We start from the raw sequence: 20,952 nt of genomic DNA, 5'->3' as shown, positions 1-20,952 counted from the left end.
CCTAGTCGAGGAGCAGGGCCGGTTCCTCGAGGATGGACGCGACGTCTGCCATGAAGCGGGCGCTGAGGTCCCCGTCCACCACCCGGTGATCGAATGAGCCGCCGAGGGTGGTGATCCAGCGTGGGATCACCTCGCCGTCGAGCACCCAGGGCTTCTGCTTGATGGTGCCGAACGCCACGATCGCCACCTCGCCCGGATTGATGATCGGCGTCCCGGTATCGATGCCGAGGGCACCGATGTTGGTGATGGTCAGGGTGCCGCCCTGCATCTGTGCGGGTTGGGTGCGGCCGGCGCGGGCCGTGGTCGCAAGTTCATTGAGCGCCAGGGCGAGTTCCTTGAGCGAGAGGTCCTGGGCGTCCTTGATGTTGGGCACCATGAGTCCACGCGGGGTGGCGGCGGCGATGCCCAGGTTCAGGAAGTGTTTTACGAGGATTTCGTCGTCGGTCCACGTGGCATTGACCGACGGATTTCGGGCCGCAGCCCAGATGACCGCCTTCGCCAGAATGAGGAGCGGGGACACCTTGATCCCCTCGAAGTCACGCGATACCTTGAGCCGCTTCACGAACTCCATGGTCCTCGATGCGTCGACATCGACGAAGATGCTGACGTGCGGGGCGGAAAAAGCGCTGTGGACCATGGCCTTCGCGGTGGCCTTCCGGACACCCTTGACCGGAACGCGTTCGATCCTGTCCGCGCCGAACTTCTTCCTGCCGTCCCAGAAGGTGTCGGCGCCGTCCTGCTCGGCGTCGCGCTGGGACTGGTAGCTCATGAGGTCCTGCTTCGTGACCTCGCCCGACATACCGGTTGCCGGAACATCAGCGAGGTTGATGCCGAGGTCGCGGGCAGCCTTGCGGACCGGGGGCTTGGCCAGGGCCCGGTCGACGAGCTGGTGCGAGGGGTCGGGTCGCGGAACGGCTGGCGGTTCCCGGGGCGAGGCGGGTGGAGCCGCGGGTTTGCGCGGGCGGCGCCGTGCGGCGTCGGCCTTCGGTCCAGTGCCCACCAGCGGCCCGGGAACGGCTTGTTCGGATCCAGTGGGGCTGTCCCCACCGCCGGCGCTCCCGCCGCTCGCCGACGGCGGCGGCGTGGAAAACTCACCCGGCATCTCCGGCGCGGGTATCAAGGTTCCAACCTCCGATTCCGGCCCGGACGCCTGTTCCGGTCCCGGCTCCCGCTTCGGCTCCGGCTTTTCGTCCGACGCGTTCTTCACCGCGAAGATCGGTGTGCCGACCTCGACCGTTTCACCCTCGTCGACCAGCAACGCCGACACCACCCCCGCGAACGGCGATGGCAGTTCAACGAGGGATTTCGCCGTCTCGATCTCGACGATGATGTCGTTCACCGCGACGGTGTCGCCCGGCTGCACCTTCCACTGCACGATCTCGGCCTCCGTGAGGCCTTCTCCGACGTCGGGTAGGCGAAAGGTGTGGGGTGTCATCGGGTTCCTTAGTAGGCGAAGGACCGGTCGAGGGCCTCGAGGATGCGGTCGATGTCCGGGAGATACTGGTCCTCCACTTTTGCAATCGGGTAGGGCATGTGGAAACCGCCGACCCGGATCACCGGCGCTTCGAGCGACAGGAATGCGCGTTCTGAGATCCGTGCCGCGATCTCCCCGCCGATTCCGGCGAAAGTCGGTGCTTCATGAGCGATCACCAGGCGTCCCGTACGCTTGACCGACTCCGTCACCGTGTCGAAATCGATCGGCGAGATCGAACGCAGGTCGATGACCTCGACGCTGCGGCCGTCCTGCTCGGCAACCTTCGCCGCCGCAAGCGCCACCGGAACCAGGGGCCCGTAGGCGACGATCGTTGCGTCGCTACCGTGCGTCAGGAGGTGCGCGGTGAACGGGTCGCCCGACGGCGCCGTTATATCGACTTCACCCTTCAGCCAATACCGCCGTTTCGGTTCGAAGACGATCACCGGGTCGGCGCAGTCGATGGCCTGCTGGATCATCCAGTAGGCGTCCTGCGGGTTGGACGGCGTGATGATCCTCAGGCCCGCGGTGTGGGCGAACAGGGCCTCCGGCGATTCCGAATGATGCTCGACGCTTCCGATTCCCCCACCGTAGGGGATGCGGATGACCACCGGCGCACTGAGCATGCCGTCACTGCGGGTGTGAAGCTTCGCCAGCTGCGTGGTGATCTGGTTGAAGCCGGGGAACACGAAGCCGTCGAACTGGATCTCGCACACCGGTCGGTACCCACGAAGCGCCATTCCGATCGCCGTGCCGATGATGCCCGACTCCGCGAGCGGCGAATCGACCACGCGGCTCGCGCCGAACTCGCGCTTGAGCCCGTCGGTGACGCGGTAGACGCCGCCGAGCTCCCCGATGTCCTCACCGATGAGCAGGGTTTTGGGATTGCCGGCCAGGGCAGCCCTCAGCCCCTCATTGATGGCCTTCGCTATGGTCAGAACGGCCATTACCTGGTCTCCCCGTCGACGGCGAAACCGGCCTCGTAGTCGCGCCAGACCTGCAACTCCTCCTGCACCAGCGGATGAGGCTCGGCATACACGGTATTGAACCGCTCCTCCATACCCGGCGCCTCCATGGCTTGCACATCCCGGCGTAGCTCGACGGCCATGGACTTCGACTCGGTGGACAATTGCCCGAAGAATGCGTCGTCGGCCTTGCCGCTGCTGCGCAGGTGCTTCTCGAGGCGTGCCAGGGGATCCTTCGGGTGCCAGTCGGCGTCGTCGCCCGCCAGGCGGTACTTCGTCGGGTCATCGGCCGTGGTGTGGGCACTCATCCGGTAGGTGAAGGCTTCGATCAGGACGGGTCCCTGGCCCGATCGTGCATGCTCCAGCGCCCACTGCGTCACGGCTTCCACCGCGACGACGTCGTTGCCGTCGACCCGGATCCCGGGGAAGCCGTAGCCCTCGGCCCTCCTGGCAAGGGGCACGCGGGTCTGCACCGTGGAGGGCACCGAGATGGCCCACTGATTGTTCTGGCAGAAGAACACTACGGGCGCGTTGAAGGACGCCGCGAAAACCATTGCCTCGTGGATGTCCCCCTCGGAACTGGCGCCGTCACCGAAATAGGCCACCGACACCGCCGGGGGCAGGGCAGGATCGGCCACCTGGTCCCGTTGGATGCCCATGGCATATCCGACGGCGTGAAGGGCCTGCGCGGCGAGGACGAGCGTGTACAAATGGAAGTTCCGCTCCCTGGGATCCCACCCTCCGTTGGTGACGCCGCGGAAGAGACGAAGGACGTCCGAGAGCGCGACGCCGCGGGTCAGCGCCACTCCATGCTCCCGGTAGGTAGGGAAGGCGTAGTCCTGGGGCCTGAGCGCCCGCCCTGAGCCGATCTGGGCTGCTTCCTGGCCGGTGAGTGGCACCCACAGGGCAAGCTCGCCCTGCCGCTGGAGGGCTGTCGCTTCCTGGTCGAACCGTCGAATCAGGTACATGTCCCTGTACAGGGCCTTCAGGTGGTCGGCGCCCGTTGCTACCGGGAAGCCACGGTAGTCGGCATCGTCGGCGAGTAGGCCCTCGGCATCGAGGAACTGCACCATGTCGGGTTCAGGTGCGGTATCAGGCCTGTGCAGTGCGCGCACCATCTCTTCCGACTCGAACTCGGCTGCAGGCAGGCGGCTGCCGCTCATGGCACTCCTTCCAGGACTTCGACTAAAGTGATTATGCAGCCAGTGGAATACTCCGCCCGGGTCATGCACCGGAACACATATCTTCGCAGGCCTACAGCTTCAGCCTAGCCAGTGGCGGGAAAGAGACCTATTTAAGACGTGTCAGCAGAGCCCCGGAAAATGCGGGTACCCTCCGCACAATTCCAGGAACCGGGTGTTGGCCTCCGGTTCCCCGATGCTCACCCGGATGCCTTCCGTGCCGAAAGCACGCACCGACAATCCCTGGTGACCGACCAGTTCCGCGAAGTCCTGGGAGAAGTCCTTAAGCGCCAGCCACACGAAGTTCCCCTCAGCCTCTGGAACCTGCCACCCCAGGGCACGCAACCCTTCGACCACGCGGGTTCGCTCATCGACGATGCCCTGCACCCGTTCGGCCACTTCGTCGTAGTGCCGGAGGGAAGCGACTGCCGCATGTTCGCCGACCTGGGACACGGCGAATGGAACCGCACTGATGCGGAGGGAATCGGTGAGCAACGGCTGTGCCACCGAGTAGCCCACCCGGAGGCCGGCCAATCCGTGGGCCTTCGAAAAGGTGCGAAGCACAATGACGTTCTCGTGCTCCCGGTACATCTCGATGCCGTCCACGGCATCGGAACGCCGCACGAACTCCTGGTACGCCTCATCGATAACCACCACGACTGAGGAGGGGACCGCTTCCAGGAACCCCTCCACCTCGTTCCGCGACAGCCCTGGACCCGTCGGGTTGTTCGGCGTACACAGCAGGATCACCCGGGTGCGCTCGGTCACGGCGGCGGCCATCGCCTCGAGGTCGTGGGTTCCATCCGGCCGGACCGGAACCTGGATGCCGGTTGCACCGGCCAACCCCACGCAGATGGGATACGCCTCGAAGGAACGCCAGGCGTAAATCACCTCATCCGGGGCCTCGAAGTCGTTCTGGCCGGCGAACGCAGCAAGGATCTGGTTCAGCGCGCCCAGACTGCCTGCCCCGGTGACTATGTCTGCGGCAGGGACATCGAGGAAGCCGGAAAGCTCCGCCCGCAGCATGGTGGTCATCGGATCCGGGTACCGGTTCACCGCTGTCTGTGCCCGGATCGCCTCGAGCACGGAGGGAAGGGGCGGCAGCGCATTCTCATTGGATGACAGCTTGAAGCTCTGCATGCCCTCGACAACCACGGGAGGCTTGCCGGCCGCGTAGCGTGGCAGTTTGCCCAGGGCCCTGCGGGGCTGGATTCCGGAGGCCGCCGTTCCGGCGAAGCCGGCCTGATTCTCGATTGACGTCATGAACCCAGCCTAATGCCGTGGTGCTTCCAGCCTGGCGTGACAGCATGGTCCCATGTTGAAGTGGATCCTGCGTATCGTGTCCAACGCGGTGGCCCTGTGGGCCGCCGTCTCCCTCCTCCCCGGCATGGAAATCCTCCCCGAGCCCTCCGTGGGTCGGGTAGTCGCCGAGGTTGCAGGCAGCGCCGTTGAACCCGCCACTGCGGGCGCCATCAGTGTGGTCCTTGCCTTCGGTTTCGTGGGGCTGCTCTTCAGCCTGGTCAATGCGTTGGTCCGGCCGATCGTGAAACTCCTGTCGCTGCCGCTCACGATCCTCACCCTCGGGCTTTTCACGATCGTCATCAATGCGGGGATGCTGCTGCTGACGTCCTGGTTCACCTCGTTCACTCCAGTTCGGCTGTCCGTTGATTCGTTCTTCTGGACTGCGATTCTCGGTTCGCTGATCGTCAGCGTGGTATCCCTGGCCCTCTCCGCTGTGACGCGGTCAGGAGACTAACCCGCCCGACGCCGGCCCCTCCGCTTACCCTGCTGCGCCTGGGACGCCTGGCCGGCGGAATTCTCCGGAATCCGCATCGCGGTGTACATGTGGCTCGACGCCTTTCCTGAGACGCCGGCTGCGGCAAGCAATGAGGCCGCGGGAACGAGGGAGGGCAGCGCGCTGGCGTCCACGAGCCGCGCTCCCTCGGCGTAGTTGGCGAGCTTGTGCGCCGGCCCGAGGCCCTTGCCTTCCACCATGCCGTCGGGCCCCTCGGCCAGCACGGGCACGGGGTTGTCGAGGCTCACCGTCACCCGGTGCAGCTCGTCAGGATTGGGGGCGGCGTCGACGCGCGGCACTGCGTCGTCGGCATGTTCAAGATGCAGGTACTCGGTCTCCGCGGAGCGCTCCCAACCCGTTGGTGAGCCGACGGTGACAACGAGTTCGACGTCGTACTTCGCCGCCAGCCCGGAATCCGCCGCCAGGTTCATCGCATGGAGCCCACCCTGGCTGTAGCCCGCGATCATCAGCCGATCGCCGGGCTGCGCACCCGATTCCCGCAGGGCCTGCGCAACGGCGGGCACCACATGAGAGCTGTCCTGCACCACGGCCTCGGCGTTTCCGGCCGTGTCGAACGGGTTGCCAGTGTCCAGTGCCGTGCCCTGGGTTCCCGGCAGGACCACCAGGTACACCGGACCGTTGAGCCCTGCTGTCCGGAGTACCTCGAACGTTCCGGGCCTCTGTTCCTCCAACGCCCTGATCCTGCCGACAAGGGATTCCAGGGTGCCGGGAAACGGCACCGGCATGCCGGCGACCTGCAGAGGCGTGATCCGCACGGGACCTGGGGTCAGGACCCCCGAAGCGATGGCGCCTGCTGCCACCGCCCGCGCTGTCTCCTCGGTACGCGCCGCCGTCCTGGCGATGACGCTCCGCGTCACGGAGTCAGCTGCAAGGTAGGCCAGGCGGCTGGCAGTGATGCAGCGCGCCGTGTCCGAGAGGTTGTCTTCATTCACCAGCACGGAACGCGCGGCTTCCCGGACGGCGCTGCAGGCAATCCTTCTGGATTCGATCAGTTCCGCGCCCGCTCCACCTTGCCAGGTCAGGGCGCCGGGGATGTCCTGACCCAGGTCCAGTTCCACATAGACCAGGGCTGCTGCCACCTGGCGTGATTGCTCGGCGAGATTCTCGAGCCGGGCCGATGCCTGCTCAAGCTCCTCCCACTGGAAGCTGATGCCTCCCACTCCGCCGCGTGCTGCGAGGTACGGCTCAACGGCGGAGCCCGGCCGCAACGAGAAATCGTGTTCATCGCCCCGGAGACTCACTGTCCCATCCCGGTTCCCACGGCTTCGGCTTCCACCCGGCGCAGTGCGTCAGCATGTGCTTCGGCAAGCCGCGCAGCCGTGGAAAGGAGAGTGACGGTCACGGCGATGGCCGCAGTGCGGCCCTCGAGGTAAGCGACGAACCGGCGGCCCGCGGGGGACTCCCAGCTCAGCCTGCAGACGGAAAGCGCCTGTTGCCGGATCTCCTCGAGCTGCGCCGCCTGCCCGCGCAGCCTGCTTCCGGCGGCGGAGGCGGCGGAACTCGCTGCCAGCCATGGCCCGGAGGCGTCGTCGTACATCTCCTGCGTCACGGCCGCACCATCTTCCCTGTCGTAGCTGCGGAATGCATGAACTGCGCGGGCTTCACGCTATTCGGAGGGAAACGGGACATCGGGAGGGGACCGGACTATGTGGACAATGGCGTGCAGGGCGGCATGAAAGAATTGGGCGCATGGCTGACTCCGCGCTCCCCCGGGTAGAACTCGCGTCCACGTTCCAGGGGGAAGCACCCTCGCTCTCGCTGGGGCCTCTCGACGGCCGGTATCGGGAGGCCGTCGCGCCCCTCGTCGACTACCTTTCCGAGGCGGCCCTGAACCGGGACCGGGTCCATGTGGAGGTTGAATGGCTGATCCACCTCACACGCCATGCAGTTCTGCCGGGAGCGGGACCACTCGAGCCGTCGCAGGAGGAGTTCCTGCGGGACATCGTGCTCTCCTTCGACACGGCGTCCGTCACCGAACTCGCCGAGATCGAGAAGGTGACAGTGCACGACGTCAAGGCCGTTGAGTACTTCATCGGTCGACGGCTTTCCGGGATCGGGATCGAGCACCTCAAGCCCCTCGTGCACTTCGGCTGCACCTCGGAGGACATCAATAATCTCTCCTATGCCCTTGGCATCAAGGGAGCGGTGGAACGGATCTGGTTGCCCGCGGCGAAGGACCTCGTGGAGCGCATCGGCGAGCTTGCGCGGAGTTCAAGCTCCACGGCGATGCTTTCAAGGACGCACGGCCAGCCCGCAACCCCAACAACGCTGGGTAAGGAGATGGCGGTGGTTGCGCACCGCCTGTCCCGCCAGCTGAAGCGGATCGAGCAGACGGACTACCTGGGCAAGATCAACGGAGCCACCGGGACCTACGCCGCACACTATGCGTCGGTACCTGCGGCGGACTGGCAACAGGTTGCACGATCCTTCGTCGAAGGGCTGGGGCTCACCTGGAACCCGCTCACCACGCAGATCGAATCCCACGACTGGCAGGCGGAGCTGTACGCGGATGTGGCGCGGTTCAACCGAATCCTCCACAACTTCTGCACCGATGTGTGGAGCTACATCTCCATCGGATACTTCGCCCAGGTCCCGGTCGCCGGGGCCACGGGTTCCTCCACCATGCCACACAAGGTGAACCCCATCCGGTTCGAGAACGCCGAGGCGAACCTTGAGATGTCGTCGTCACTGCTGGATGTGCTGGGTTCGACCCTCGTCACCTCACGGTGGCAGCGGGACCTGACGGACTCGTCGAGCCAGCGCAACATCGGCGTGGCATTCGGTCACTCCCTGCTCGCGATTTCCAACGTGGTGAAGGGCCTCGGACGCCTTGATGTCGCGCCGGACGCACTCGCCGCCGATCTCGACGCGAACTGGGAGGTGCTGGGCGAGGCCGTCCAGATGGTCATGCGTGCCGAGGCCATCGCCGGCGTTCCGGGGTTGGCTGATCCGTACGAGCGGCTCAAGGAGCTCACCCGGGGACAGCGCGTCGACGCAGCCCGCATGCGCGACTTCGTCAGCGGCTTGGGCCTCGGCAGGGATGCCGAGCAGCGCCTCCTGGACCTGACGCCGTCGAGCTACACCGGTATCGCCGAACAGCTCGTGGATCACCTGGGCTAGGTTCCGGCGACAGCCCGGCGCTCGGTCACGGAGCCAAGGGCACGACGACTTTCCCTCCGCTGTCCCAGCGTCGCGCGGCTACAGCATTCAGGGGAGGTAACTCCCGACGGGCGACGACGGCGACGGCCTGGCCCACTTGTTCGGCGCTCAGACCCCTCGCGAGCGTGATGTGGGGCGTCCATCGCCCCGGGGCCGTATTGGGTGCGGGGCGGTCGACGGCGACGAGGACTGACCAGACCCGCTGGTGAAGCTGGATGATATCCGGGGAGGGCACCACTTGCCGTGCGAGGACATACCTGTGTTTCGTCGGAAAGAGGAGCAGCCCGGCAGTGGCCAGCGCATACGGCAAATTAAGCATGACGGAGGCAAGGCCGGCGTCGTACCCGGCGTCGATCCTCGCCGCTGCCAGCAGGGTGAGGTGGGGGCTGTTGCTCGAGGAGGCGTGCCGGGACTGGTTGGGAAGATCCAGTTCCTCGAGCGCCCGCCAGTCCTCGAGCACAGCCTCGTGAGCTGCAGGATCGAGCAGCAGTTCAACGCTGTCAGTCACGTTCGGCCGGTTCCCCCGTGTCAGCGGGGCGGACGCCGGAAGTCACCGATACCGGCGGAACCGTCCTGCTCGGTGACCCCGGTGCGTGGATTCCGCTGTGGACGCTGGTAGGCGAGCTCCCCGCCGCTCCTGCCGCCGAACGGCCTGCCGTGGTCTGCGTATTCTTCACGGAAGAAGGCGAGGCACCACGGGCCGAGTTGCACCCTCGCTCCGGTTCGAAGGATGGAGTTGCCGGTCGCGTTCACGCTTCCGCTGACGGGGCCGTGCGGGACCAGCACGTATTCGTCGTCGTCGGTGTGGACTACCTCCGCGTGGAGGTCCTGCAGCCCGTCCAGCCGGAGCGAACTCGTCGCCGCGCTACCGATGGTGGCGCGACCCTCCGGCAACTCGAATTCCCGCGGAATCTGGCCCTCCCACGCTTCCGAATCCTGGACGAAGATCAACCGCGGCCGGCCGCTCCCCCGTGCATAGTGGGTGGTGGTGATGGTGCGTCGGATCCGGCGGTTGACCGTGGGAACCAGGGGAAACGGCGTCGACGGCGGCATTCCCACCTTCGAGTCGCCCTTGTCCAGCGCGCGGCGGCCGAGGCGGAGCAAAGGTGCAAGCGTCGACGGCGACCCGAGCCGGATGTGCGGCGAGCGGGTCAGGAGACGCTGTGCCAGGGTGCTCTTCACGGCGCCCACACTCACCAGGTGCCCCCGGGGCCCGGACACGGAGACCGCGAGCCCCTGACCCGCCAGCGCTTTGGCCAGGGCACGGACGGTCGCCAGGCCCGGGAGGCCGTTGCCGCTGAACGCACCCGGGTTGTCGACGAAGATGTCGACCGTTGTTCCGGCCGCCGTGACGGTTCCGTTCACCTGCTCTGCTGTGTCATCGCCCTCGGGAGGCTCGACCAGTGAGAACGCGAGGTCGATCTCAAGATGGAGGGGAGATTCCATGTCGAACCCGATGTCAGCTGTGAAGGGTGTCGGAACCGCGGGCGTCGTTGTCGCTAGTGGTGATGCGCAACGTCCCGTTGAACTTCCAGGTGGCCCGCGGGGCGTCGGGGCCGATATCGCGCGGCACTTCGACCGTCATGTCCACGAAGTTGTAGTTGATGGCGGCACCCTTACCCGTCAGGTAGGTCCACATCTCCTCGGCGAGATCCGCCCAATCCCGGATGGTGTGGTCCTGGCCCGGGGCACCAGTGTTGGAGGTGTTCTCAGTCATGTTGATTCCTTCGTCGGATGATCGAACGATGACAGACGTCCTCTAACGCCGCCTGACGTGGGTAGGCCCAACGATAGCGGAGGGTACAGGCAAAAAACACCCCGGTTTCGTGTACCGCCCCGCTTACCACTTCGAGTGGACGGCACCTCGGAAGTGGCGGTCGTAGATCCCCGCGACGGCCGGATGCAGCTCTGCGCCGAGCTCGAGGTGATTCGCGGCTGCCGCGTTCGCGCGGGCCTGTCCAGTGTTGCGGGCGCCCGGGATGACGGTGCTGACGCCGTCCTGGGCCGCGATCCAGGCGAGGGCCGCCTGGGCGGTGGTCACCCCGTCGGGCACGAGGCCGGAAAACTCCTGCGCCGCGGCCAGACCGGTTTCGAAATCGACGCCGGCGAAGGTCTCCCCGACGTCGAAGGCCGCGCCGTCGCGGTTGAAGTTCCGGTGGTCATCGGCGGCGAAGACGGTGTCCTTCGTGTACTTGCCGGAGAGGAGCCCGGAGGCGAGCGGCACGCGGGCGATGATGCCGACGTCGGCTGCCTTCGCCGCGGGCAGGACCTCGTCGAGCGGCTTGAGGCGGAACGCATTGAGGATGATCTGGACGCTGGCCGTGTTGCCGCGTGCGATCGCCGTGAGGGCTTCGTCGGTCCGCTCGACGCTCACGCCGTAGTTCCTCAGAACGCCCTCGCTGACGAGCGTATCGAGCGCGTCATACACCTCGTCGGTGCTGTAGACGGCGGTGGGCGGGCAGTGCAGCTGGACGAGGTCGAGCGTGTCGACGCCGAGGTTGGTACGGGAGCGGTCGGCCCACTGCCGGAAGTTGGACAGGCTGTAGTTCTCCGGCACCTGGTCCACGCGTCGGCCCATTTTCGTGGCCACCATAATGCCGTGCCCGGGATTGGCCTTGAGGAAAGACCCGATCGTCGCCTCGCTGCGGCCGTCGCCGTAGACGTCGGCCGTGTCGAAGAACGTGACTCCGGCGTCGGCGGCTGCCTCCAGGACCGCGAGCGCGTCCTTCTCCTCCACCTCGCCCCAGTCGGCGCCGAGTTGCCAGGTGCCGAGTCCGATGACCGAAACGGGTCGCCCGGTCTTGCCCAAGTGTCGTTGTTCCATCCTCCGACTATAGGCTGGCGCCCCACCCCTCGCTGATTAAGCACTTGTGGCGGCTTCACTGCGCGAATAGCCGCCACAAGTGCTTAATCAGCGGGGGGTGCGACTTCGGTGCCGCTTGACTGCAAGCATGCTCAGTGGTGGGCTAGGTCACCTACGGAAGGGACCCTTCGTGAAGTCGCTCTGGCTCGACACCGCCCCGGAAATACCCGTTGATCCGTTCCTTCGGGGCGCCTCCTATGATTCCGTGGTGGTGGGCGCAGGGCTTACCGGCCTCACCACCGCCCTCCTGCTCGCACGCGCCGGGCATAAGGTTGCGGTCCTCGAGGCACGCACGACGGGCGCGGTCACCACGGGCAACACCACAGCGAAACTCTCCCTCCTGCAGGGGACGAGTATCTCGAAAATCATCCAGCACCACGACGCCGACCTCGCGCGCGCCTACGTCACGGCCAACCTGGAGGGCCAGGCCTGGCTGACCCGGTTCTGTGATGACAACAATGTGAGCTACGACCGCCGTGACGCCGTCAATTATGCGACCACGGACAGCGGCGCGAAGAAGCTCGATTCGGAGCACGATGCCTGTTTGGAGGCGGGCCTCGATACTGAGCTGGGCAGGGCCGCTTCCCTGCCTTTTCCGGTCCGGCGGACGCTCCGCCTCAGGAACCAGGCCCAGTTCCACCCCCTGGAGGTCCTCGCGGCGCTGGCTTCGGAGTACCGCCGCCACGGCGGCAAACTGATCGAGGGCGTCCGGGTGACAGGGGTGGCCAGGACGACCGCTGACGGCGTCGAGCTGAAAACCGGCGCAGGGCCGGTGAAGGCCCGCAACGTGATCCTCGCCAGCGGCTTCCCGATGCTGGACCGTGGAGGCTACTTCGCCGTCCTGAAACCCCTGCGGTCCTACTGCATCGCGCTCACGGTTTCGGACGACATCCCTTCGGACATGTACCTCTCGGTGGATTCACCTGACCGCTCCCTCCGCACCGCACTGGTCGACGGGAAGAAGTACCTGATCGTCGGCGGCAATGGCCACCCGGTGGGTCACCGGTCGAAGACGCAGGCGCTCGTCGATGACCTCACCCGCTGGGCGCAGGAGCACTTCCCGACTGCACGCCCGGCCTACGCGTGGTCGGCCCAGGACTACCGGCCCGCGGCGGCCGTTCCCTACGTCGGCAAGGTCCCGGCGAGCGGCGGGTCCATCTACGCCGCCACGGGATACAACAAATGGGGCATGACGAACGCGGTTGCGGCGTCGCTCGCCCTGTCCAGCGAAATCCTGGGCGGCAACATGCCGTGGGCCGACACGCTCTACAAGACGAGGGTGAGTCCGGCGGACGTGCTGGCGACCGCGTCGACCGGCGTGGAGGTGGGCTTCGAGGCACTCACCGGCTGGCTCGGGGGTCTGGCGAGAACCTCCTCAAGCGCTCCGCCCGAGGGCGAGGGGATCGTGGTGCGCGAGGGTGGACGGCCGGTGGCCGTCTGCACGATCGACGGCGTGGAGCACCGGATGTCGGCGGTCTGCCCGCACCTGAGGGGAATCGTGAACTGGAACGACGCCGAGCGCTCCTGGGACTGCCCGCTCCACGGGTCCCGCTTCACCGCGGACGGCAAGGTCCTCGAGGGGCCGTCGACATCGGACCTCGCTCCCGCGGACGGTTCGGGGAAGGCCTGAGCCGCTGCCTTTTCCCTGGAACCACTTCCTCAGTTCGAAAAGGTATCTGATCGGGTAGCACTGGAAGAATTTTGCACTACCGACCGTTGATTCCATGCCGGTCGATCGCCCTGCCGATCACGGATTCGACAGTCCTGGTGACAGGAATGTCCAGATCCATGCTGCGGCAGACATCCAGGGCGATTTTCAGGTCCTTGTTCCAGGGTCGGCTCTCAGGCGGCACGCCTGCCTGGTCATACTCCGCACTGAGTGAATCAAAGAAACCCCAGTTGCGCACCACCCAGCTATCGGCGAGCCCCCGCTGGAATACGTCGAGTGTTCTCTGGTTCTCGACTCCCAACGCCGAGGTGAGGGACAGTGCTTCGAGGAGGGCTGCCTGGGCGGTGAACGCGAACATCTGGTTCGCTATCTTCACGGCTTGGCCCGCCCCGACCGGGCCCAGGCGTTCCGTGGGTCCTCCGAGTGCGTTGAACACCTGGATTGCCGGGCCGGGAATCGCGCCGTCACAACCGATCATGATGGCCAATCTCCCCGCCTCCGCGGCATCCGCTCCTCCGCTGACGGGTGCGTCAACGAGGGTGAGTCCATGTTCGCTGCATCTGTGCGCCAGATCCTGTGCCGCGGCGGGACCGATGGTGCTGTGGAGTAGGACGAGGCCACGTCGGCCGGCTAGCCCACGGACTACTCCGTCGGTACCGAACAGGACCTCTTCGGTCTGGTGGGCATCGCTCACCACGAGACACAGGAGATCCACCTCTGCGGCCAGGTCTGCCACGGAGGCCGCGGCCCGGACGCCGTGACTGCCGAGTGCAGCCACGGCGTCCGGGACGACGTCGTATCCGGAGACATCGTGCCCCGTGGAGGTGAGCCTGCGCGCCATGCCGGCTCCGAGGTTCCCCAGCCCGACCATTCCCACGTGCAGTTGCATGGTCAGGCGGCCACCCGGTACTTGCGAAGTTGAAGCGCGGAGTATGTGGTCAACCCCGACATCACCAGTGCGAGCGGTGGGAACCAGAACAGTGACGCCACGCTCAGTGCAAGCCCGGCACCGGTGATGATCCGCCAGTTGCGCCGGGTCGCGGAGTCCGCAACGGCAAGAGGTCCCCCCTGCCGTCGCGGACTGCCCTGATTGCTGCGGGAATTGGCGCTGCGGTAGGAGAACGCCAGGTTTGCCAGCGCGAGGGCCGCGAAAACCGCCGCCCAGATGTACTCACCGTCCGTGAATCTCCAGAGGGAGATGAGTGCGAAGCAGGCCGCGGCGATGGCACTACCCGGTGACATGCGTACGCCCTTCGATGGGGTCCCATTGGTTGTTCATCGTGCTCACGAGAAGATCAGCTCCCAGGTCGAGACGATTCCCAGGACGGTCAGGAGTACTCCGGAGCAGATAACCCACAACTGCCCAGGGGTCGAGAGTCTCAACTGCTTGGGAAGGACTTTGTGCTCCGTCCAGACTAGTGCGAGGCAGAAGATTCCTGAGGTGAGCAGGCCGCCGAGGATGGACGCCGGCGTCACGATGATGACCAGTTGTCCCACTGTCCAGACGAGGACAAGGCTGGCGACCAGGATGTAGGCGTACATCCATGGTCGGACAATGCGCTGCCCACCGCGCCGGATCTTCGCTGAAAGCGGGGCAAGGGTCTCGAATGCGGTATAGGAGTAGAGCTCCCAGAAGGCATAGAGCGATCCGAAGAAGGCGAAGAAGACCGCAACGTAGTAGAGGTATTCGAAGGTGGGGTGCACAGCCGTGAGGAACTGTGCCTGATAGGTCAGCGTGTCATTGCCGCTCGGAACGAGTTGCTCGACGAACAACAATGAGGCGCCGTTGAGCATGAACATGATGGCGAAGATTGCTATCGCCGCGAATGACAGGAGCGTGTCCCCCAAGGGTGCCCTGCTCCATGCCTTTGCTCGTTCGACCTGCTCGGTGTCCGTGGCGAGGGGGAGCATTTCGCCACGGCGGACGCCCGTCAGGCGGTCGGACAAGGCTGCCTGGTCCGGGTGACCGAGCATGCCCCACTTCTTTTCGCGCATCATGCCGGCATAGCCGATGTAGTCATAGGTTCCGCCTCCGACGGCACCCAGGTAGGTAGCGACCTCGAGGAAGACCGACCGTTCGGCGATGTCGGGGTAGGCATCCACCACCCAGCCGCCGTACTCAGGCACGCTCGGTATCACCCCGCCGAGCGCGGCGATCCAATCGGGCTGGAGCACGAACACACTCACACCGATCGCTACCAGCATGAAGCCCACGATCATGGTCTGGGCTTTCTCGAGTTTGCTGTACCCGCCGAGCCAGGACAGTATCCCGGAGATGACGATCAGCACTGTCGCCCACCAGGCCCCCGCACCGAAGGTCAGATCGGCCATGAGATCCCCAAGACCGATCGCCAGCCCGCCGACCCACGAGGGGATCGCAGCGATGGAGACGACTCCCATGAGCAGGGTGAACCATCCCCGAGGCCCCCGGAACAGTGTGGTCCAGCGGGACATCGGGTGTTCGCCGGTGACGACGACGTAGCGGTTCATCGAATAGGCCAGGGCCGCCTTCGCGACCGCCGACACGATGAAGGCCCAGATCAGGGCGTAGGCGAACAGGGCGCCGCCCCGCGAAGCGAAGACCATCTCGCCGCTGCCGATGTTGGCCGAAGCCACGATCGCACCGGGCCCGAGCACTGACAGTGCCGCTGTGAGGGTGAGCCGCTTTCGTAACTGCGCCGGGGGGTCGGGGTAGGTCAGCAGATTGCTGCCGACAACTTCCGGTTGGGTGGGATGGGACATGTCACTCCTTTGTGATCGGTGGTGCGGCTGGGTCAGTTCGAGTGGAACTTCTGTTCGAGCTGGTGGATCTTGTCGACGCGACGCCGGCAGTCGGCATCCGTGCTGAATTCCGCCGCCAGGTATTCCTCGATCACCTGTTCAGCGATGACCGGGCCGATGAGCCAGGCACCCATGCAGAGGATGTTGACGTCGTCGTGTTCGACGCCCTGTCGTGCGGAATAGGTGTCATGGGCTGTCATCGCACGGATTCCCGGAACCTTGTTGGCTGCGATGCTCGCACCCACACCGGTACCGCAGACGAGCACTCCGCGATCGGCGTCGCCGCTGAGAACCAGGTCGGCCACATTCTGTGAGATGTCGGGGAAATCCACCGGAGTGGTGTCGGGTGCTCCGACGTCGGTCACTTCATGGCCGAGGCGTTCGAGCGTCTTCCTGACGTGATCCTTCAGCGGGAACCCCGCATGGTCGTTTCCGAGTGCAATGCGCATGGTGTGTTGTCCTAAACGTTGTGGAGTGACTGGGTATCTACTTGCCGGCGGGTGGGAATTCCGTCCCGCGCGCCCCTGCGTGTGACGGCAAGAGCACCTCCGGTGACGGCACGCCGCACTGCGCTCCGGAGGTCGGCTCCTTCATGGAGGGCCGCCACGAGGTACCCGGTGAAGGTGTCCCCCGCACCGGTGGTATCCACGGGCGTCACCACGGGGGCCGGGATGCTCTCGGCTTTCTCTCCAGCAGAGAAAGCCGCACCGTCGGCTCCGAGGGTGACGACCACTGCGATGTTCCGCTGCAGCGCGATTGCCTCGGCCGTGGCGACGGGGTCGCCGGTCTCGAGCACGCCCTGGTGGCGGCCGACGGCGAGGCACTCGTCCTCGTTGACGACGAGGATGTCGGTGAACTCGAGCAATCCCTCGAGCGGACGGGCCGGTGCGGCGTTGAGGATGACGCGTACACCTAGCTCGCGGGCTTTACGTGCCGCGCCGAGAACCGTCGGCAGAGGAATCTCGAGCTGGAGCAGCAGCGTATCCTCCGCTGTGAGGGCGGCGACAGCTTCCTCGACCAGCTCATCATCGAGGTCGTAGTTCGCGCCGGGGATGACTGTGATGACGTTTTCGCCGTCGTCGCTCACCGTGATGATCGCCCGCCCGGTCTGGGCGTTCGGGCTTCTGCGGATGCCGGTGCAGCTGACCCCTTCGGCGAGGAGTACGTCGATCAGGTGGGTGCCGTCGGTGTCCATGCCTACGGCACCGATCATCCGGGTGGGCACCCCCGCACGGGCGAGCGCGACGGCTTGGTTGGCGCCCTTGCCTCCGGGATGGGACGAGCTGCGCCGGGCGAGGACCGTTTCTCCGGGCCTGGGGAGCTGCTCCACCTCCGCGACTTCATCGATGTTGATGCTCCCGAGCACCGTGACATGCGGGCCGCGGACCTCATCGGGCACCGCGGCACTGCGGAGGCGTGCAGTGCTTCCGCGAGCGATCAGCTCGACGTCGAGTTCCTCCCGCGAGCCGGCGATGTTGTCCGGGTCTGCTTCGATCAGGAGCTCGGCCGCACGTTGCCCGAGGGCATGGATTTGCTGGTGGACGGTGGTGAGGCCGGGCCGCACGTACTGGGCCAGATGGATGTCGTCGAAACCTACGACACTGACATTTCCCGGTACGGTCAGGCCTGCGGCGTCGAGAGCCTGCATCGCTCCGATGGCCATCAGGTCATTTGCTGCGAAAACGGCGGTGAACGGCATGCGACGCGCGAGCAATGACGTCATTGCTCGCCGCCCCCCTGCTTCGGTGAAGTCGACGTTGACGATCAGGCGTTCGTCCACCCTCAGTCCCGCATCCTCGATAGCCTCGAGGAAGCCGAGCGCGCGTTGGGCTGCGACATCGATGTCCAGGGGCCCTCCGATGAAGGCGATTGTTTCGTGCCCCAGGGCGATGAGGTGCTCCGTCGCCAGCCGCCCGCCGAGTTTCTGGTTGCTGCCGATGATCGCTGCCCCGGGCACGTCGTTGAGGCGGTCGATTACCACGATCTTCAATCCCGAAAGCTGCCCGATGAGTTGTTCATCCAGGAGATGACCGCCGACGATGCCGATCCCGTCGACATTGCGTCGTGACATCTGACCGATGAGAAGGGAAGTGGCCTGCTTGTCATCGTTCGTCTGGCCCAGGAGCAGCACGTGGTTGTTCCTGTCCGCCACGGCCTGGGCGCCCTTGATGAGTTCCGGGAAGAAGGGATTGGTGATGTCCGGAACCAGCAGGGCAATGGTCGATGACGGCCCTCCACGCAATTGACGTGCAAGCTCGTTCGGCTCATAGCCGAGCTCGGCCGCAACCTGCCGTGTGCGCAACCGGGTGCTTTCACTCACCCGACCTTGCCCGGACAATGCTCGCGAGGCGGTCGTCACCGACACCCCGGCAGCCCTGGCCACTTCTTTGATCGTCACCGTGACTCCATCGTCTTCGTTGTGTTGTTCCGTACAGAACTTACTGGTGCGCAATCGATAGCGCAAGGCCCTGCATAGGGTTGAAATGAAAAGATTCGGATTCCCCGTGACGCACCGCGCAATCGTTAGCGCACACCGAGCCCGTTCGGTCCCACGGCGGACGCCCGGACGTCAGCGGCAGTGCCGACGGCGCCGGTTGCCGCAGTGGGGTAGCTCCGAGCGGGCGGCGGGGTTGCGCCCGGCCAGGCGGCGCGGAGAGGGCTGGCTCTAGATCCACCCGACGCGGCGTAGTGGCGGCTCGGTACCGCCGGGACGTTGCACCAGCACCTGGTTCACCCCGGTCAACCCGGTCTCGAAACCCACGGCGCTGACCACCATGTAGAGCCGCCACACGCGCACCCTGCCCGCGCCGGCAGCCTGCACCGCTTCATCCCAGTGGTCTTCGAGGTTCCGCACCCAGGCACGCAGGGTCAGCGCGTAGTGAAGGCGCAGCGCTTCGACGTCGAGCACCTCCAGCCCGGCAGCATCGAGCGCTCCCACCATCTTCGACAGACTCAGCATTTCCCCGTCCGGAAAGACGTAACGGGGAATGAAGGAATCGGGGTCCGGGAGCGTGTGTCCGGCGTTCCAGGAGATGGCGTGGTTGAGCAGTCGGCCGCCGGGTCGCAGCAGGTCTTTCAGCCGGATGGCATAGCGGCCGATCTCCGCGCTGCCCACATGCTCCGACATGCCGATGGAACTGATGGCATCGAACGGGCCGTCATCCACATCGCGGTAGTCCTGCACCCGAATCTCCACGCGGTCGGCCAGTCCTGCCTCAATCACGCGTTTCCGCGCAAAGGCGGCCTGCTCGGTGGAGAGCGTGACCCCGACGACGGCCGCCCCGTAGTGCTTGGCGGCATGCAGCGCGAGACTGCCCCACCCGCACCCGACGTCCAGCACCCGCATTCCAGGCTGGAGCCCGAGCTTGCGGCACACCAGGTCCAGCTTGTGGTCCTGGGCGGCGTCCAGGCCGGCCTGCTCGTACTCCCAGACCGCGCAGGAGTAGACCATCGACGGGCCGAGGACCATCGAGTAGAAGGCATTGCCGACGTCGTAGTGGTGTGAGATCGCCGCAGCATCACGACTCCGCGAATGCCGCTTGCCGGACCGGACGACGTCGGCCTCTTCCGGCGGCGGCGCAGGCCGGGGACCCAGCGCACCGAGCACCACAACGGTCTTGAGCAGCGTCCAGCGCTCGCGCACAGTCAGTCGGCGGAAGGGCCCGATCTCGGCGAACCTGCCCACGGAGCGCAGGGCGGCAAAGCTCTCGAATGGATCACCGGGCGCATCGATCTCCCCGGCGACGTACGCGCGGGCCAATCCGAGCTGACCCGGGGACCAGAGGATCCTGCGGAAGGCCCGCCTCGAGTTGAATACCAGCTCCGGGGCCCCGGCCGGGCCGGCAACCGAGCCATCCCAGGCTCGCACCCGGAGCGGGAGCTGATCAGTACCCAGCACCACGGTCAACGCCCCCGCAATCCGCGGTGCCACGCCTTTGATCCTGCCCATGCCCACTGTTTACTCTCGTTCCTGCGCCCAGTAAACGGTCCCTGCCTAGAGGTGGCCGCGCGGGCCGCCGTCGTCCTGCCGCGCCAGCTGCTGCAGGAGGTCCCGAATCTCGGTCAGAAGCGCGGTGTCAACGGGCACAGGGGCGTCCTCGGAGTCGTCGGTGGTCAGTCGCGCCTTGGCATGGGCGCTGGCTCGGTTCATCGGGAGCACGAAGACGAAGTACACCACGGCGGCGGTGATCAGGAAGGTCACAGCGGCGGTGATGACAGCACCGACGTCGACGAAGGTGGCTGGATTGCTGGCCCAGATGCGGAATCCGAGGCCCCCGGCATCCACTCCGCCCGCTGCGGCGATGAGCGGTCGGATGACGTTCTGGGTGAACGCGCCGACGAGGGCGGTGAATGCTGCCCCGATGACGACCGCGATCGACAGTTCGATCACGTTTCCGCGCAGGATGAAGTTCCTGAAACCCTTAAGCACGAGATCCTCCTTCGGCTGGTGAGCCGTAACTGGCAACGATGAGGTCCACCACCGAGAGGAGCTCTGCCAGGTCGGTGGCGGAGTGGCGCGGTGATCCGTCTCCCGAGAAGAAGGCGGCGTCGTAGTAGATGCCGTCGCCCAGGAGCTTGACGGCCTGCGCGGCGGTACGGTTTCCCAGGCCCTTTTCGAGCGCGTCGAGCCAGAGATCCTGAATCTGTGCCAGGCTCGCCCGTGCCGTGGGGTGGCCCTGCTGCGCCAGGCGCGCCATCGACACCAGCGCCCGGTCCAGCGGGCTGTCCTCGTAAACGGAGGTCCGCACGTAATAGCGGCCCGGGCCCTCGGGGTCCTCGACCATGCGTGACCGGTCGGATTCGGCAAGACCGAGGAGCCTTGCGGCAAGCGCATCCACCAGCGCTTCCTTGGACGGGAAGTGATAGAGCAGCCCACCCTTGGAGACCTCGGCTGCTGCAGCCACGGCTTCCACGGTGGCGGCCCGCTCGCCGTCCCGGATCAGGGTGTCCTCGAAGCTGTCGAGGATGCGCTCTCGGGAACTGGCCATTCCTCCATGGTAGTGGTCATCCGAGTTGTACTGTACCGGCTGGACGGTATAGTTTGGCT

21 protein-coding genes are annotated in these 20,952 nt (G+C 65.9%); 3 read left to right on the top strand and 18 right to left on the bottom strand.

From position 1 onward, the window contains the following. Position 1: 1 nt before the first annotated feature. From IWX75_RS01460 to IWX75_RS01445, 4 genes are all read right to left on the bottom strand, one after another. A complete protein-coding gene (locus IWX75_RS01460) occupies positions 2-1,435 on the bottom strand; it encodes a 2-oxo acid dehydrogenase subunit E2 (protein WP_196820474.1) in 1,434 nt (477 codons plus the stop codon). An 8-nt stretch (positions 1,436-1,443) separates the two neighbouring features. Beyond that, a complete protein-coding gene (locus tag IWX75_RS01455; protein ID WP_196820473.1) occupies positions 1,444-2,418 on the bottom strand; it encodes an alpha-ketoacid dehydrogenase subunit beta in 975 nt (324 codons plus the stop codon). Beyond that, positions 2,418-3,599, bottom strand: coding sequence for a pyruvate dehydrogenase (acetyl-transferring) E1 component subunit alpha (pdhA, locus tag IWX75_RS01450; protein WP_196820472.1), 1,182 nt, complete (start codon positions 3,597-3,599; stop codon positions 2,418-2,420). The genes IWX75_RS01455 and pdhA overlap by 1 nt, the downstream gene beginning before the upstream one ends. Positions 3,600-3,740: 141 nt before the next feature. Beyond that, positions 3,741-4,880 carry a histidinol-phosphate transaminase gene (locus tag IWX75_RS01445; protein ID WP_196820471.1) on the bottom strand — a complete coding sequence of 380 codons (1,140 nt, stop codon included), beginning with the start codon at positions 4,878-4,880 and terminating at the stop codon, positions 3,741-3,743. A gap of 52 nt (positions 4,881-4,932) precedes the next feature. Between IWX75_RS01445 and IWX75_RS01440 the strand changes: the two genes are divergently transcribed. Beyond that, complete coding sequence (locus IWX75_RS01440) at positions 4,933-5,373, top strand: phage holin family protein (protein ID WP_196820470.1); 441 nt, start codon at positions 4,933-4,935, stop codon at positions 5,371-5,373. Here the strand turns inward: IWX75_RS01440 and IWX75_RS01435 are convergent. Together IWX75_RS01435 and IWX75_RS01430 are read right to left on the bottom strand one after the other, a co-directional pair. Continuing rightward, the gene (locus IWX75_RS01435; protein WP_196820469.1) at positions 5,370-6,674 is read right to left on the bottom strand and encodes a hypothetical protein; all 1,305 of its coding nucleotides are present in this window, start codon (positions 6,672-6,674) and stop codon (positions 5,370-5,372) included. The two genes, IWX75_RS01440 and IWX75_RS01435, sit on opposite strands and share 4 nt — an antisense overlap. Continuing rightward, entirely contained in the window at positions 6,671-6,982 is a 312-nt protein-coding gene (locus tag IWX75_RS01430) for a hypothetical protein (RefSeq protein WP_196820468.1), read from the bottom strand. Before IWX75_RS01430 ends, IWX75_RS01435 begins: the two co-directional genes overlap by 4 nt. A gap of 140 nt (positions 6,983-7,122) precedes the next feature. On the opposite strand from IWX75_RS01430, the gene purB reads away from it, so the two are divergent. Next, positions 7,123-8,553: an adenylosuccinate lyase gene (purB, locus tag IWX75_RS01425; protein WP_196820467.1), complete on the top strand. Its 1,431-nt coding sequence runs from the start codon at positions 7,123-7,125 to the stop codon at positions 8,551-8,553. A 25-nt stretch (positions 8,554-8,578) separates the two neighbouring features. Here purB and IWX75_RS01420 read toward each other — a convergent pair whose 3' ends face one another. From IWX75_RS01420 to IWX75_RS01405, 4 genes are all read right to left on the bottom strand, one after another. Beyond that, a complete protein-coding gene (locus IWX75_RS01420; RefSeq protein ID WP_196820466.1) occupies positions 8,579-9,100 on the bottom strand; it encodes a 2'-5' RNA ligase family protein in 522 nt (173 codons plus the stop codon). Between the two features lie 20 nt (positions 9,101-9,120). Then, positions 9,121-10,038, bottom strand: a complete 918-nt coding sequence (locus IWX75_RS01415) for an FHA domain-containing protein (RefSeq protein ID WP_196820465.1) — start codon at positions 10,036-10,038, stop codon at positions 9,121-9,123. A 13-nt stretch (positions 10,039-10,051) separates the two neighbouring features. Beyond that, complete coding sequence (locus tag IWX75_RS01410) at positions 10,052-10,309, bottom strand: hypothetical protein (protein ID WP_196820464.1); 258 nt, start codon at positions 10,307-10,309, stop codon at positions 10,052-10,054. Positions 10,310-10,432: 123 nt separating this feature from the next. Further along, a complete protein-coding gene (locus IWX75_RS01405; RefSeq protein ID WP_196820463.1) occupies positions 10,433-11,416 on the bottom strand; it encodes an aldo/keto reductase in 984 nt (327 codons plus the stop codon). Between the two features lie 169 nt (positions 11,417-11,585). Between IWX75_RS01405 and IWX75_RS01400 the strand changes: the two genes are divergently transcribed. Then, a complete protein-coding gene (locus IWX75_RS01400; protein ID WP_334684023.1) occupies positions 11,586-13,085 on the top strand; it encodes an FAD-dependent oxidoreductase in 1,500 nt (499 codons plus the stop codon). 76 nt (positions 13,086-13,161) lie between these two features. Here the strand turns inward: IWX75_RS01400 and IWX75_RS01395 are convergent, their stop codons facing one another. From IWX75_RS01395 to IWX75_RS01360, 8 genes are all read right to left on the bottom strand, one after another. Continuing rightward, complete coding sequence (locus IWX75_RS01395) at positions 13,162-14,013, bottom strand: NAD(P)-dependent oxidoreductase (protein WP_196820461.1); 852 nt, start codon at positions 14,011-14,013, stop codon at positions 13,162-13,164. A 2-nt stretch (positions 14,014-14,015) separates the two neighbouring features. Continuing rightward, complete coding sequence (locus tag IWX75_RS01390) at positions 14,016-14,366, bottom strand: hypothetical protein (RefSeq protein WP_196820460.1); 351 nt, start codon at positions 14,364-14,366, stop codon at positions 14,016-14,018. Between the two features lie 42 nt (positions 14,367-14,408). Then, entirely contained in the window at positions 14,409-15,866 is a 1,458-nt protein-coding gene (locus IWX75_RS01385; protein ID WP_196820459.1) for an Nramp family divalent metal transporter, read from the bottom strand. Between the two features lie 32 nt (positions 15,867-15,898). Beyond that, positions 15,899-16,354: an RpiB/LacA/LacB family sugar-phosphate isomerase gene (locus IWX75_RS01380; RefSeq protein ID WP_196820458.1), complete on the bottom strand. Its 456-nt coding sequence runs from the start codon at positions 16,352-16,354 to the stop codon at positions 15,899-15,901. Between the two features lie 11 nt (positions 16,355-16,365). Then, entirely contained in the window at positions 16,366-18,303 is a 1,938-nt protein-coding gene (locus IWX75_RS01375; protein WP_196820457.1) for a PfkB family carbohydrate kinase, read from the bottom strand. A gap of 267 nt (positions 18,304-18,570) precedes the next feature. Next, positions 18,571-19,854, bottom strand: a complete 1,284-nt coding sequence (locus IWX75_RS01370) for a class I SAM-dependent methyltransferase (protein ID WP_196820456.1) — start codon at positions 19,852-19,854, stop codon at positions 18,571-18,573. A gap of 45 nt (positions 19,855-19,899) precedes the next feature. Next, complete coding sequence (gene mscL / locus IWX75_RS01365) at positions 19,900-20,334, bottom strand: large conductance mechanosensitive channel protein MscL (RefSeq protein WP_196820455.1); 435 nt, start codon at positions 20,332-20,334, stop codon at positions 19,900-19,902. Next, on the bottom strand, positions 20,327-20,893 hold the full coding sequence (locus IWX75_RS01360; RefSeq protein ID WP_196820454.1) for a TetR family transcriptional regulator: 567 nt from the start codon (positions 20,891-20,893) through the stop codon (positions 20,327-20,329). Before IWX75_RS01360 ends, mscL begins: the two co-directional genes overlap by 8 nt. Between the last annotated feature and the right edge of the window lie 59 nt (positions 20,894-20,952).

Source organism: Arthrobacter sp. CAN_A6 (assembly GCF_015751715.1).
Classification (GTDB): Bacteria; Actinomycetota; Actinomycetes; order Actinomycetales; family Micrococcaceae; genus Arthrobacter_D.
This window is presented reverse-complemented; position numbering and strand designations above follow the sequence as displayed.